The 13,030-nt window shown below is 35.7% G+C and carries 11 protein-coding genes; 4 read left to right on the top strand and 7 right to left on the bottom strand.

The window, feature by feature from the left end:
* Positions 1-78: 78 nt before the first annotated feature.
* The 4 genes from ureC to ACM6F9_RS05850 all read right to left on the bottom strand — a co-directional run bounded on the left by ureC (position 79) and on the right by ACM6F9_RS05850 (position 3,005).
* A complete protein-coding gene (gene ureC, locus ACM6F9_RS05865; RefSeq protein ID WP_414844823.1) occupies positions 79-1,800 on the bottom strand; it encodes an urease subunit alpha in 1,722 nt (573 codons plus the stop codon).
* 1 nt (position 1,801) lies between these two features.
* Positions 1,802-2,170 (bottom strand): urease subunit beta, encoded by a 369-nt coding sequence (gene ureB, locus ACM6F9_RS05860; protein WP_034697259.1) that lies wholly within the window; start codon positions 2,168-2,170, stop codon positions 1,802-1,804.
* A gap of 12 nt (positions 2,171-2,182) precedes the next feature.
* Positions 2,183-2,485 (bottom strand): urease subunit gamma, encoded by a 303-nt coding sequence (gene ureA / locus ACM6F9_RS05855; RefSeq protein WP_065398656.1) that lies wholly within the window; start codon positions 2,483-2,485, stop codon positions 2,183-2,185.
* A 154-nt stretch (positions 2,486-2,639) separates the two neighbouring features.
* Positions 2,640-3,005, bottom strand: coding sequence for a hypothetical protein (locus ACM6F9_RS05850; RefSeq protein ID WP_414844822.1), 366 nt, complete (start codon positions 3,003-3,005; stop codon positions 2,640-2,642).
* 404 nt (positions 3,006-3,409) lie between these two features.
* Between ACM6F9_RS05850 and pruA the strand changes: the two genes are divergently transcribed.
* Entirely contained in the window at positions 3,410-5,035 is a 1,626-nt protein-coding gene (gene pruA / locus ACM6F9_RS05845) for an L-glutamate gamma-semialdehyde dehydrogenase (protein ID WP_414844821.1), read from the top strand.
* A gap of 558 nt (positions 5,036-5,593) precedes the next feature.
* Positions 5,594-5,803 carry a hypothetical protein gene (locus ACM6F9_RS05840; RefSeq protein WP_414844820.1) on the top strand — a complete coding sequence of 70 codons (210 nt, stop codon included), beginning with the start codon at positions 5,594-5,596 and terminating at the stop codon, positions 5,801-5,803.
* 404 nt (positions 5,804-6,207) lie between these two features.
* On the opposite strand, the gene ACM6F9_RS05835 is transcribed toward ACM6F9_RS05840, so the two are convergent.
* Positions 6,208-7,836, bottom strand: a complete 1,629-nt coding sequence (locus ACM6F9_RS05835; RefSeq protein WP_414844819.1) for a tetratricopeptide repeat protein — start codon at positions 7,834-7,836, stop codon at positions 6,208-6,210.
* A gap of 301 nt (positions 7,837-8,137) precedes the next feature.
* Here ACM6F9_RS05835 and ACM6F9_RS05830 point away from each other — a divergent pair, with 301 nt between their 5' ends.
* Entirely contained in the window at positions 8,138-9,298 is a 1,161-nt protein-coding gene (locus ACM6F9_RS05830) for a thioredoxin family protein (protein ID WP_414844818.1), read from the top strand.
* 71 nt (positions 9,299-9,369) lie between these two features.
* Here ACM6F9_RS05830 and ACM6F9_RS05825 read toward each other — a convergent pair whose 3' ends face one another.
* Both ACM6F9_RS05825 and ACM6F9_RS05820 read right to left on the bottom strand, forming a co-directional pair.
* Positions 9,370-10,185: a hypothetical protein gene (locus ACM6F9_RS05825; RefSeq protein WP_414844817.1), complete on the bottom strand. Its 816-nt coding sequence runs from the start codon at positions 10,183-10,185 to the stop codon at positions 9,370-9,372.
* A gap of 719 nt (positions 10,186-10,904) precedes the next feature.
* Complete coding sequence (locus ACM6F9_RS05820; protein ID WP_414844816.1) at positions 10,905-11,927, bottom strand: 3-oxoacyl-ACP synthase III family protein; 1,023 nt, start codon at positions 11,925-11,927, stop codon at positions 10,905-10,907.
* A gap of 73 nt (positions 11,928-12,000) precedes the next feature.
* On the opposite strand from ACM6F9_RS05820, the gene ACM6F9_RS05815 reads away from it, so the two are divergent.
* Positions 12,001-12,900 carry a CorA family divalent cation transporter gene (locus ACM6F9_RS05815; RefSeq protein WP_414844815.1) on the top strand — a complete coding sequence of 300 codons (900 nt, stop codon included), beginning with the start codon at positions 12,001-12,003 and terminating at the stop codon, positions 12,898-12,900.
* The last annotated feature ends 130 nt before the right edge of the window (positions 12,901-13,030 follow it).

The raw sequence follows: 13,030 nt of genomic DNA, 5'->3' as shown, positions 1-13,030 counted from the left end.
GTTAGCCTGTTCAAATTAATTATATATTCATTTTTCTGTAAAAGGCCCGGAGTACACCGAGCCTTAAAAAACTCAAGATTAGAACAAGTAATACAGCTGTGTTAAAGGAAGTGTTTCTGCCGGTTCACAAGTGATGTATTCACCATCTACCGTTACTTTATAGTTTTCAGGATTCACTTCAATTAAAGGAGTCTTATCATTATGGATAAGGTCTTTTTTACCAATATTTCTACAGTTTTTTACCGGAAGAATCATTTTTTCCAGTTTGTAAGAAGCAATTGTTCCGTTGTCGATAGAAACCTGAGAAACAAAGTTCGCACAAGTACCAAACTTAGCTTTTCCGTGTGCACCAAACATATTTCTGTAAATAACCGGCTGAGGCGTTGGAATAGATGCATTAGGATCTCCCATTTTTGCAGCAATTACAAATCCTCCTTTTACAATCATTTCCGGTTTTACTCCGAATAATGCAGGTTTCCAGATCACTAAATCTGCCAGTTTTCCTTCTTCAATAGATCCTACATATTCTGAAATACCGTGTGCAATAGCTGGGTTGATGGTATATTTAGCCACATATCTTTTCGCACGATAGTTATCATTTCCGGTATCTTTATCTTCAGTAAGATCACCTCTCTGCTCCTTCATTTTGCTTGCAGTCTGCCATGTTCTGGTGATCACTTCACCTGGTCTTCCCATCGCCTGAGAGTCTGAACTCATGATGCTGAAAACTCCCATATCATGAAGGATATCTTCTGCTGCAATGGTTTCAGGACGGATACGAGAATCTGCAAACGCTACATCTTCAGGAATATTTTTACTCAAATGGTGACATACCATCAGCATATCTAAATGCTCATCAATTGTATTGACTGTGTAAGGACGCGTAGGATTTGTAGAAGCCGGCAATACGTTTGGATACATTGCAGCTTTAATGATGTCCGGTGCGTGACCTCCACCTGCTCCTTCTGTGTGGAAAGTGTGGATTACTCTTCCGTTGATCGCTCTCATGGTATCTTCCAGAAATCCTCCTTCATTAAGAGTATCGGTGTGGATGGCCACCTGAACATCATATTTATCGGCTACTTTCAGCGCAGCATCAATCGTTGCAGGAGTTGCTCCCCAGTCTTCATGGATTTTTACTCCCAAAGCGCCTGCTTCCACCTGTTCTTCGATAGGTTCTTCTGCCGAGCAGTTTCCTTTTCCGAAGAAACCAAGGTTCATAGGATATTCTTCTGCTGCTTCAAGCATTTTCTGCATGTTGAATCTCCCCGGAGTAACCGTTGTGGCATTGGTTCCGTCATTCGGGCCTGTACCTCCACCAATCATTGTTGTAATTCCGCTGTAAAGCGATGTTTCGATTTGTTGAGGGCATATATAGTGAATATGGGTATCAATACCTCCGGCTGTTACAATGTATCCTTTTCCACCATGAACTTCTGTTGATGCTCCGATGATCATATTAGGAGACACACCATCCATCGTATCAGGATTTCCTGCTTTTCCGATTCCTACGATTTTCCCGTCTTTGATTCCGATATCTCCTTTTACAATTCCCCAGTGATCAATGATTACGGCTCCTGTGATACAAAGATCCAGAACACCTTCGTCTCTTTTTGCTGTCACATTTTGTCCCATTCCGTCACGTACGGTTTTTCCTCCTCCGAAAACGGCTTCGTCTCCGTAGTGAGTGAAATCTTTTTCAATTTCGATAATAATTTCAGTATCTCCCAGTCTGATTTTGTCTCCAGCTGTTGGACCTAATATATTGGCATATTGTTTTCTGTCTACGTTTAAGCTCATCTTAGTGATTTTTAAAGTTTAACTCTTCAACTTTTGCAAGGCTTACTTTTTTCTGTTCTTCAGAATCTACCTGTCCGTCAACAAGATTGTTGAAGCCCATTGCTTTTTTAGTTCCTCCTATTTCTACCAGCTCCACTTCTTTTTCTTCTCCCGGTTCGAAACGTACTGCAGTACTTGCTACAATATTCAGTCTCTTTCCGAAAGCTTTCTCGCGGTCAAAGCTCATCGCTTTATTAACTTCAAAAAAATGGAAGTGTGAACCTACCTGAATAGGGCGGTCTCCGGTATTTGTTACTTTTATTTTTACAGTTTCTCTGCCTTCATTGCAGATAATTGTACCTTCTTTTACAAAAATTTCTCCTGGTATCATGATCAGTAGGTATTAACGGATTGGATTGTGTACGGTTACCAACTTCGTCCCATCCGGGAAAGTTGCTTCTATTTGAACATCGTGGATCATATCTGCCACGCCAGGCATCACATCCTCTTTAGTAAGAAGATTAGCACCTTCCTGCATCAGTTCGGCTACTTTTTTCCCGTCTCTTGCTCCTTCAAGCAAGAAATGACTGATGAGTGCTATTGATTCAGGATAGTTTAATTTCAGGCCTCTTGCCTTTCTTTTAAGAGCGAGTTCGCCTGCCAGAAATAGCATAAGCTTTTCCGTTTCTCTCGGTGTTAAGTGCATAATATTTTTATTTAAAATTGGACAAACATCATCCGTTCACCTCTCCATAAAGGCAAATAGACATGTTCAAAAATGTAAAATGGGAATGATTCTTACGGATCTGTATTAACGTGAATACAAACCATGATGAATGATTAAAAATGTCAAAAAGAGATTAGCAGCCAGCTATCTGCAGGCAATGATACAGAATGTATCTTGGTGCTGTAATATAAGTACGGTTTTGAATGGCCGCAACCTGTGTATTGTAAGTGTAGCCTGCAAAGAAATAGTGTAACCACTGCTGTGCAAGAATTGAGTAATCAAATTTCACTTTCTCCCAGTCATTGGAATCCTGTACGTCCTGTACATCTGAAAAGCTGTACATTTCAGGCTGAGTCTGCTGATCGGATTTCTGCTGAAGAAGATGAATTTTTGAAAGGATATCAGAGTATGGTTGAGTTTTCCCTTTATGTGCAAAAAGACCTGCACACAATGCTGAGAAAAATATCACAAAAGAGAAAAATAGGACTCTTTTTTTCATACCTATTAATAATGGTGTAAAAGTAGAACAATCTTACCCCTCCCGCTATCAAAAAAATTATTTAAAATGTTCAAAATCGCAACAAACGTGAATTTATACAATTTTAACATTACACTACAAATCCCTTATTTACAGCGGTTAATAGTTATTTTTAAAGTATGATAAATATTTTATTGTCCCAATTCCTATAATTATAGCAAATTGGAGTGTTTTTTTCTCAAAATTAAAAAAACGGCAATTATATTAAGATTTCATAAAGTTTAAAGTCAAAAAAGCTTATATATCATTAGTTGGTCTATTTTATAGTTGATCTGACAAAAACGGCGGTATTTTTTCTTTCTTTATAATTATTGTAAATTTGTATACGCATCTTATTTAAATTTAATAAAATAATAAAACGTAATATGTCAAAAGCAATTTCGCAAGTACCATTAGCGGTAAACGAGCCGGTAAATTCATACGAACCGGGATCTCCGGAAGTTAAAAGCCTTATCGACACTTATAAGAAAATGTGGGCTGAAAAGGTAGAAATCCCAATGATCATCAACGGAAAAGAAGTAAAAACGGATACAAAAGTACAGCTTCAGTCTCCACAGGATCATGCTCATGATTTCGGATTCTATTACCAGGGTGGTATGCAGCATGTGGATGACGCTATCAATGCGGCATTGGCAGCTAAACAAGAATGGAATGAACTAGGCTGGGAACAGCGTGCAGCAATTTTCTTAAAGGCAGCTGATCTTTTGGCGGGTCCTTACAGAGATGTAATCAACGCTGCAACCATGATCGGGCAGTCTAAAAATGTACACCAGGCTGAAATTGATGCAGCTTGTGAGTTCATCGACTTCTTAAGATTCAATGTAGAGTTTATGACAGAAATGTATTCTGAGCAGCCAGTTTCTGACAACGGAATCTGGAACCGTGTTGAGTACAGACCATTAGAAGGATTCTGTTTTGCAGTAACTCCATTCAACTTTACAGCTATTTCCGGTAACCTTCCAACTTGTATGGCAATGCTAGGAAACGTAGTGGTTTGGAAACCGTCTGACAAGCAGGTTTATTCTGCAAAAGTAATCATGGATGTATTGACAGAAGCAGGTCTTCCTGCAGGGGTTATCAACATGATCTTTACAGATGGAAAAGAAACTGCTGAAAAAGTATTGGCTCACCGTGATTTCGCAGGTCTTCACTTTACAGGGTCTACAAAAGTATTCCAGGGAATGTGGAAAATGATTGGTGACAATATCCATAACTACAGAACATATCCAAGAATTGTTGGAGAAACAGGTGGTAAAGACTTTGTAATCGCTCACCCTTCTGCTAACGTAGAAGCTGTAGCTACTGCATTGGTAAGAGGTGCTTTCGAATACCAGGGACAGAAATGTTCTGCTGCTTCAAGAGCTTATGTACCTAAATCTCTTTGGGCTGATGTGAAAAAAGTAATGGAAGCTCAGATGAGTACCATCAAAGTGGGTTCTCCTGAAGATACTTCTAACTTCGTAAACGCTGTAATCGACAAAAATTCTTTCGAAAAATGTAAAGGATATATCGACAGAGCAAATGCATCCGGTGAAGCTACTGTAGCAATCGGAGGAAAAGTGGATGATTCTAAAGGATGGTTTGTACACCCAACAGTAATTGAAACTACAAATCCTCAATACGAAAGTATGGTAGAAGAGATCTTCGGCCCAATTCTTTCTGTATTTGTGTATGAAGACCAAGATTGGAAAGAGACTCTTAAATTAGTAGATTCTTCTTCTCCTTATTCATTAACAGGTTCTGTATTCTCACAAGACCGTTACGCAATCAATGAAGCTTACAAAGCTTTAGAAAATGCATCTGGTAACTTTTATATCAATGATAAACCAACAGGTGCCGTAGTAGGTCAACAGCCTTTTGGTGGTGGTAGAGCTTCAGGAACCAACGATAAAGCAGGTTCTAAAATGAATCTTCTAAGATGGACGTCTGTAAGAAGCGTAAAAGAAACATTTGTTTCTCCAAAGAACTACAAATATCCTTATTTGGGATAATAAACGATAAATGATCATTGATAAATGATTTAACAGCCTCGGAATTTCGGTTTCGGGGCTTTTTTTGTAGAATGGGTTTTGAGGTTCCGGGATTCGAGGAGGAGAGTTTGAGGGTAAGAGAGTGTGAGAGTTAGGGTGAAATTTTGCTTCCAATTTCTAATTTCTAATCCTTTACTGCACAAATACATCGAAAGGAGCATTATCTAAAACTTTTGATATAATGACTACAAAATAACGAATTCTGACAGTATTAAGATGAAAAAGGGTGCTTAAATAATCTGGAAAATACAATTCAGTTAGGGACCAAAAAGAATGTATTATTTCTAGGTTTTGGCTGAAGCCATTGGATGGGTTATTTATCGTTAGGCGGGCTAAAGCCCACCCCTATTGAATTATTGAATCCAGATATTTAAGACAATATCTTTTATCTTTTATCTTTTATCTTTTATCTTTTATCTTTTATCTTTTATCTTTTATCTTTTATCTTTTATCTTTTATCTTTTATCTTTTAATTAAATTCTTATATTTGATTAAATCCAAACATTAAAATTGATTATTATGAAAAAATTCTGGATAGGAGCTATTCTTGGACTTCTTTTTCTTGGAAGTTGTGCTCAAAACAAAGAAAAAAGAGAAGAATATAAAGATGCCCATGACAAAGATTCATTAAGAAACAGAATGGGAGATTCTGCTGTAGCCAACTCAATACCTTCTCCCGCAACCTCTGATACTTCAAAAGTAAAAACAGACACTACAAAAGTTAAATAAAATCACAAATCCACAGACTACTGTGGATTTGCACTTAAAAAAACTTGACTGAAAAAAAACCGGGCAATCAACCCCGATTATGGGATATGGTTTATATTCTGAACAGAATATCCTTTAAAGATGAAAGGGAGAACACTGCTTATCTCAAAGATGAAATATAGCATGTGTTCCATATATTAATTTTCATGGCTTGGTTTTTCAGCTTAGGAATTGAATACTCTTACTTTAGACTTTAGTTCAGAAGAAAGGATAATTCTTCAGAAATAAAAAAGATAAGCTGTAGCACGATGGTGTTCATTTCCCTAAAACTGGCGCAAATATAGGATAGCAAAGGCTTCCTCTAAAATAATAGGTTGTTCATTTTCGTGAAAATAGCAAGACAGAATCTCAAAACCCAACTCTTTTTAATCATTTTCCGTAAAATGAACATTTTTATCTGCTTGGTTTTCAGCATCAATATATTTAATATACGCTGATGGGGAATAATCTGTAACAGCCTTGAAAACTGCAGCAAATTTACTGTGCGAAGAGAAGCCGCACTCATCAGCAAGGATACTTATCTTATACTGTCTATACTTCTCATTATTAATGAGCTTATCAACAATATAATTGATTCTCAAACGATTAACATATGTTTTAAAGTCAGCACTTTTATGCTGATTGATTACATATGACAGATATTTCGTATTGGTATTCAGCTCACCTGCAAGAAAAGACAGAGACATTCCTTTATTGTTATAAAGGTTACCTTTTTCAAAATCTTCAAGAAGTTCCAGCAATTTGGATTCTGTTTCCGCTGTCATCAGAGAATCATTTCGCCTGCGGTCTGCCTCAGAATCCTTCTCATCAATTTCTTCCACAGATATATTAGAGAATTCAGTGCCTTCAAATTCTTTTAAAGGATAATGACTTCTCTTACTGATCAAATTTAACTGAGCTCTTATTATATTTCTAAACTTTGAACGTTGTTTTTTCTGCTTTGTTCTAAAGAATACAAGTAAGCCAACCAACAAGGTAAGCAGCACTATAATAGTGGCATTTTTCACCCGGTTCATCTGGCCTTCTTTCTTAATAGTCTTACCTCTCAAACTTTCTAAACCTTTTCCGGAAAAACTTTGATTACGAGATGCAATGCTGTCATAAGTACGTACATATTTCACGGCATATAAAGAGGCTTTATAATTATCCCCTATTCCTTCATAGTAATCATTAATATTGGAATATACTGCTTTTTTAAGCTTAAGGCTTCTGGAAGTATCAGCTATTTTTTCTGCTTTCTTAAGGTATAATTCGGCATCCTGCCAGTTTTTCTGTTTCAGACGGATTCCTCCCAAACCATTGTAGACCAATCCCAGCGTACAGCTTCCTTGTTTCAATAATTCTTCTGCTTTTTTGTAATAATTTTCAGAAACGGTATAATCATTAAGCTTAAAATAAATATCTCCCAATAACTGATAGGACGCAGCAGCAGTTCTATCCTCACTTTTAGTGTTTATTTTTTCAAAATATCTGAGTGAAGATTCAATATATCGGATTGCATTAGAGTAATTGCCCAGCTCCATTTCATAGAAAGCCATTTCCTGATTCAACAGCCCAGCCGCCTCATTACTTTTTTGAAAATCGGAAATCCTGCCGGAAGCTTCCAGCCCTTTCACAATGTATTTTTTGGATCTTTCGTACAACCCTACCTGTCTATATTGCCTGGCAAGCAATCTCGTCACCACAGCCATCCACTCCGGGTCATTACTCTGATCAATAACTGAATGGGCATTTTCGCTATAACAAATTGCTTTTTTAAGTTCACCGGCATGATGATAAAGCTCCGAAGAAAGAACAAGGCATTTTATTTTTTCTGAGGGTCTTTGCGCCTTCATATAAAGGGAATCTGCTGTTTTGATCGCTTTGGGTAAGTCTTTATAAGCAGTAACGGAGGATGTCTTTTCACAGATAAGATCAAAATTACTTTTTTCCTGTGCGGATATAGAGACTGCTGTTAGCAGCAAAAACAAAAATTTCAATAGATTATTAGGCATAGAAAAACAAATTATTATTTTTATTTTATAATAATTCATCATTATTTTCGCTGAGTGTCTTTTTGTTTTTTACAAAACTAGTGATATTTTATTTTTTATTAAAATATTATATTGAAATTTAACTATTTAACCAAAAATAGCCATTTACATTAATTTTAATAATTACACCAAAACAATAGATGATTATCTTTCATACCAACCTATCTCTGTTTTAAAACTAAAGTTACCCTATAATTATTTTCAATATGAACGACTTAAGTGTCATCATATTTATTACATTTGCAGGGAATAAAAAGTTTTTATGAAAAAAATAGCCATACTTTCCTCAATCTTTATAGGAGTCCTTACATGGGCACAGGGAATTAAATTTGAAGACAGCAACTTTGCGTCTATCCTTGCGAAAGCAAAAAAAGAAAAAAAACTGGTCTTTATTGATGCATATGCTTCATGGTGTGGACCTTGCAAACTGATGGTGAAAAATATTTTCCCGCTACAGTCTGTAGGAGACTACTACAATTCTCACTTTATCAATGCTAAAATTGATATGGAAAAAGGAGAAGGAATTGAGCTTGCAAAAAAATATAATGTAAAAGCATTCCCTACTTACCTTTTTATTGATGGAAATGGTGAAGCCGTACACAGAACATTAGGATATGTTGAAGAAAAAGACTTTATCCAGTTTGCAAAAGATGCTGAAGATCCCAACAAAAGACTTACTTCTTTGAAACAACAGTTCGAAAAAGGAGAAAAAGATCCTGAGTTTTTAAAGAATCTTGCCGGGCTTACTATGTATAATGATGCTGAGTTTGCCGGTAAAGTAATGGACCGTTATTTTCAGCAGAAATCAAGTTTAGACCAGGAGGATATTCAGATGCTTCTTTCTGGGGTGCAAACTACGGATAGCCCTTTGTATAAGATTTTCCAGGATAAAAAAGCAGATATCGTTAAATTCTTCCCTGAAGATAAGTATGAAAAATTCGATAAGAATATAAAGCTGAACACGGTTTCTAAAAAAGCTTATAATCCTGATACAAAAAAATGGGATGACAGTTATTTCATGGCTGAAACTCAGAAATTTTTGAGCAAAGAAGAGGCTGATAAGATCTTAAAAAGAATGAAAGCCAACAGAGCTTTAAAGAATAAAGATATTCCTGAGTATGAGAAATTAATTCTTGATCTTTACAAAGATTATTCTGCAGCAGGTTCTGAAGAGTTGAATTCTCTTGCATGGAACTTCTTTGAAAATGTAAACAGTAAGACTTCCCTGGAAAAAGCTATTTCATGGGCACAGGAATCTGTAAAGAAAGATCAGAATTTTGCCAATACAGATACTTTAGCTAATCTTTACAATAAAATAGGTGATAAGAAAAATGCAAAAATGTGGGCTGAAAAGTCTATTGAACTTGCAAAAAGTACAGGACAAGATTCTTCTGATACAGAAAAATTGTTGAAAAGTCTTTAATAGATGCTTTAATAAAAACAAAAATCCGCAGAACTTCAGTTCTGCGGATTTTTTATAATGTTTAAAAATACTTAGTTATTATATACCAAAATCTGCATTTTGGTAAGCATTGCCTCTGTATCACCATTATATCCACCAAAGGTGGAAGGAACTACATTAACTTTAGCTGTCCCAACCCATGAAACATACTGAACCTTAAAAGTATATGTTCCGGCAGTAAGGGTGACAGATTTTAAAAATGTCACAGGAACAGGCATATTTACTAATCCTCCTAATGTGTGAGTAGGAATTGTTATAGGAAAGCTATAATTATTATTAAGTGCAGGAATATTAACCGTAACAGATGTAGATCCTCCCCCTTGAGCACCACCATTGGGAAATATACCTGCTTTAGATACATATGCTGAAGAAATTTTAGCTCCGTTTTGCAGGAGGGTAAAAACACCTTGAGAAGTTGTTCCAGTCGTAATATCTAATGCATATCCTAAAATAGTAAATAAAAGAGTTTGTGTTCTTCCAGCCGGAACAGTTATCGTATAGGTAACTCCTGGTACATCTACTGGTACTGGGGTACAGGGCTGTGGTGAGCATGCGTTAGCGGTAGCTTCAGTAGTTCCCTGTACGTAAACAGCACTGTTTACACTTCCACTTACTGTATTCAATGTCTGCCAAACTGGTGCAGCTCCTGCTCCTTGAGAAGTCAGAATCTGCCCGGATGTTCCAGCTGAACCTGCTGTTGTAGCATTCCCGCCCACATTCACTTCATTTACTACCTGTAATGAACCGTTGACATGTAATGTTTTTTGAGGAGTTGATGTCGCTACCCCTACTTGGGCAAATAAAAAAACAGGAGCTAAAAAAGCACCAATTAATAAATAGTTTTTCATTTCTTTGTTTTTAGAATTTTTAACATAATAAAATTACACTAAAAAAATTTACTTTAAAATCAATATTTTCAATCAAAAAAAAGTTAATTATTTTACAAATTCTATAATTAACAAATTATCCCTTCAAAACCGAAGAATAAAGAATATAAAGTCATATCATTTCCAATAGCACCTAACTTAATCCATACTTGTACATAAAATAAGCTACAGGAAAGTCTCTGGAATTAATATATTTTTTCTCATCATTTGTGTACTGCAAATTTATATTAAAAAAAAACAATAAAGTATAGAGTTTTTTCTATATCAAGTATATTACTGAAAAATATGTAACATATAATGCACAAAACCCGCAAATAGGTAATTCATGGCACATCAATTACAGAGCCCTGATAAAAAAACGAGAGAATTAAAAAAATCCCGAATAATAAATTATTTTTAATGTTTTGTGTTTATAAATTTTTTAATTTCTTCTAAAGAAAGATAGAGATCTGCGAACGGAGTTAAGAATCTAATATATTTGGTTATCAATGAGATCTTCCTTCGTCAGAAATCGAAGATTCAACGTAGTCAATTATAAAAACCAAATTATTTGACTTTTGAGGTTCGGATGATGAATAAAAAAACCGCAGAACTTTAGTTCTGCGGTTCATTGTTTGTTTAAAAGATTATAAGATCAAAAATGATCATCATTCAGCTTTTTCACTTATTATATTGTCTTATTAATACTCAAACAATACACTTCCCCATGTAAATCCACTTCCAAAAGCAGAAAGAAGCACAAGGTCTCCTCTTTTGATTTTTCCCTGTTCTATTGCTTCGCTTAAAGCAATGGGAATAGAAGCAGCTGTTGTATTTCCGTATTTCTGAATATTATTGAAGACTTTTTCGTTTGGTAACCCGAATTTTTCCTGTACGAACTGAGCAATTCTAAGATTTGCCTGATGTGGAATAAACATATCAAGATCTTCAATTGTTTTTCCTGCTGTATTCAATGCTTCCATCATCGTTTCCGGGAATCTTGTTACCGCATGTTTGAATACGAAGTTTCCGTTCATGATTGGGTATACTTCCTTGTTGGTCACATTTTCAGGTTCTTTTCTCATTCTGTCACTCCATCCGAATTTTGAACCCGGAAACTGAGTACAAAGCTCATCTGCATATTTTCCTTCAGAATGCATATTCATCGCTAAAATATCTCCTGCATTTTCATCTTCTGATGCAGAAAGCACAACCGCTCCTGCTCCATCACCGAAAATAACAGAAACTCCTCTTCCTTCATCGGAAAAATCCAGTCCAAAAGAATGAATTTCCGCTCCTACGACAAGAATATTTTTATAGGTTCCTGATTTAATAAACGCATTAGCCACGCTCATAGAATATACAAATCCTGAACATTGATTTCTCACATCTAATGCTCCGATTGTATCGCAGCCCAGCATATCCTGAAGAAGTACACCACAACCAGGAAAATAATAATCCGGTGATAAAGTTGCGAAAACAATATAATCGATATCTTTTGATGTAAGACCAGCATTCTGAATCGCTTTTTCTGCAGCTTTAAAGCCTAAATAAGCAGTAGTTTCCTGAGAATCGTTTCTATCCTTTCTATGCCTTCTTTCCTTGATCCCCGTTCTTTCCGTAATCCATTCGTCATTGGTAGTCATTAGTTTTGATAAATCATCATTTGTAACAACGTTATCTGGAACATAAAATCCTACCCCTTTTATGGTACTTTTAATCATATAGTTTTTTAATTTTGGCAAAGATAAAACTTATTTAACACATACTTTTTCAAAATATTAGTATTTTTACTTTATGCCAATTGATACGATATACAGAACCTCCCAGTGTGAATGGGTAGATGTAGAGGCTCCTACTGCAGAAGACCTGAAATTTCTTCATGAAAGATATGAAATCAACAATCTCCTTCTGGAAGATACCATGGATCCCAATCACCTTCCAAAGTATGAAGAAGATGGAAGCATAAAATTCTTTCTTCTTCGTGAAAGTACGGAACTGGAGAGAAAAAATCTCAATACCATTAGTGATATTAGTACCAAAATCGGGATTTTTCTGGTAGAAAATACAATTATCACCATCCACAGGATGAAAACAAGAAGTATTTCTGAGACTAAGAAGCAGATTTCATTGATTCAGGAAGATCTTACGCCACAACAGATCATGCTGAAAATTGCGATATTGATCATGAAAAGTTTTGATGACGAATCTTTGAGTCTATTTGAAACAATGGACAATATTGAAAATGAAATTTTCCTTAAAAACACCAATCATACCAGCCAAATCCGACGTCTTTACAAGCTGAAGCGAAAATCGGGATTGAATTCAAGAGTGCTTGTCATTTCTACAGATGCTATTGATAAGTTTAAATTACTCAATCTTCAGGATTCAGAAATTGTGGATTTAAAAGATAAGCATAAGGATGTTGTTGCCGATTTTGATCATTTAAATATTCAGATCACCAATCTTATTTCTATGTTTCTGGCTCTTTCGGATCAGAAGGCAAATCAGGTAATGAAAGTTTTAGCGATCTACTCGGTTTATTTCTTACCAATTACTTTTATTGCAGGAGTTTACGGGATGAATTTCGATAATATGCCGGAGCTTCATCACAAGTATGGATATTTTATAACGTTGGGAGCAATGGCTACCGTTGTGATCAGCACATTTATTTATGTGAGACGCAGACAGTGGTAATTCTTTCCTGAACGCAAAGGCACATAAGAATACAAAATGATCTGAGATTTTATCTTCGATACAATATAAACCGGTTGATTAATTTAGATCATAGATTGCTTCACCGCGGTTCGCAATGACAATACATCAT

Origin of the sequence: Chryseobacterium sp. IT-36CA2 (genome assembly GCF_949767875.1) — a bacterium.
Classification (GTDB): Bacteria; Bacteroidota; Bacteroidia; order Flavobacteriales; family Weeksellaceae; genus Chryseobacterium.
This window is presented reverse-complemented; position numbering and strand designations above follow the sequence as displayed.

Coding starts and splice junctions, on each gene's coding strand:
- ureC (WP_414844823.1), bottom strand. CDS start 1,800: ATGAGCTTAAACGTAGACAGAAAACAATATGCCAATATATTAGGTCCA.
- ureB (WP_034697259.1), bottom strand. CDS start 2,170: ATGATACCAGGAGAAATTTTTGTAAAAGAAGGTACAATTATCTGCAAT.
- ureA (WP_065398656.1), bottom strand. CDS start 2,485: ATGCACTTAACACCGAGAGAAACGGAAAAGCTTATGCTATTTCTGGCA.
- ACM6F9_RS05850 (WP_414844822.1), bottom strand. CDS start 3,005: ATGAAAAAAAGAGTCCTATTTTTCTCTTTTGTGATATTTTTCTCAGCA.
- pruA (WP_414844821.1), top strand. CDS start 3,410: ATGTCAAAAGCAATTTCGCAAGTACCATTAGCGGTAAACGAGCCGGTA.
- ACM6F9_RS05840 (WP_414844820.1), top strand. CDS start 5,594: ATGAAAAAATTCTGGATAGGAGCTATTCTTGGACTTCTTTTTCTTGGA.
- ACM6F9_RS05835 (WP_414844819.1), bottom strand. CDS start 7,836: ATGCCTAATAATCTATTGAAATTTTTGTTTTTGCTGCTAACAGCAGTC.
- ACM6F9_RS05830 (WP_414844818.1), top strand. CDS start 8,138: ATGAAAAAAATAGCCATACTTTCCTCAATCTTTATAGGAGTCCTTACA.
- ACM6F9_RS05825 (WP_414844817.1), bottom strand. CDS start 10,185: ATGAAAAACTATTTATTAATTGGTGCTTTTTTAGCTCCTGTTTTTTTA.
- ACM6F9_RS05820 (WP_414844816.1), bottom strand. CDS start 11,927: ATGATTAAAAGTACCATAAAAGGGGTAGGATTTTATGTTCCAGATAAC.
- ACM6F9_RS05815 (WP_414844815.1), top strand. CDS start 12,001: ATGCCAATTGATACGATATACAGAACCTCCCAGTGTGAATGGGTAGAT.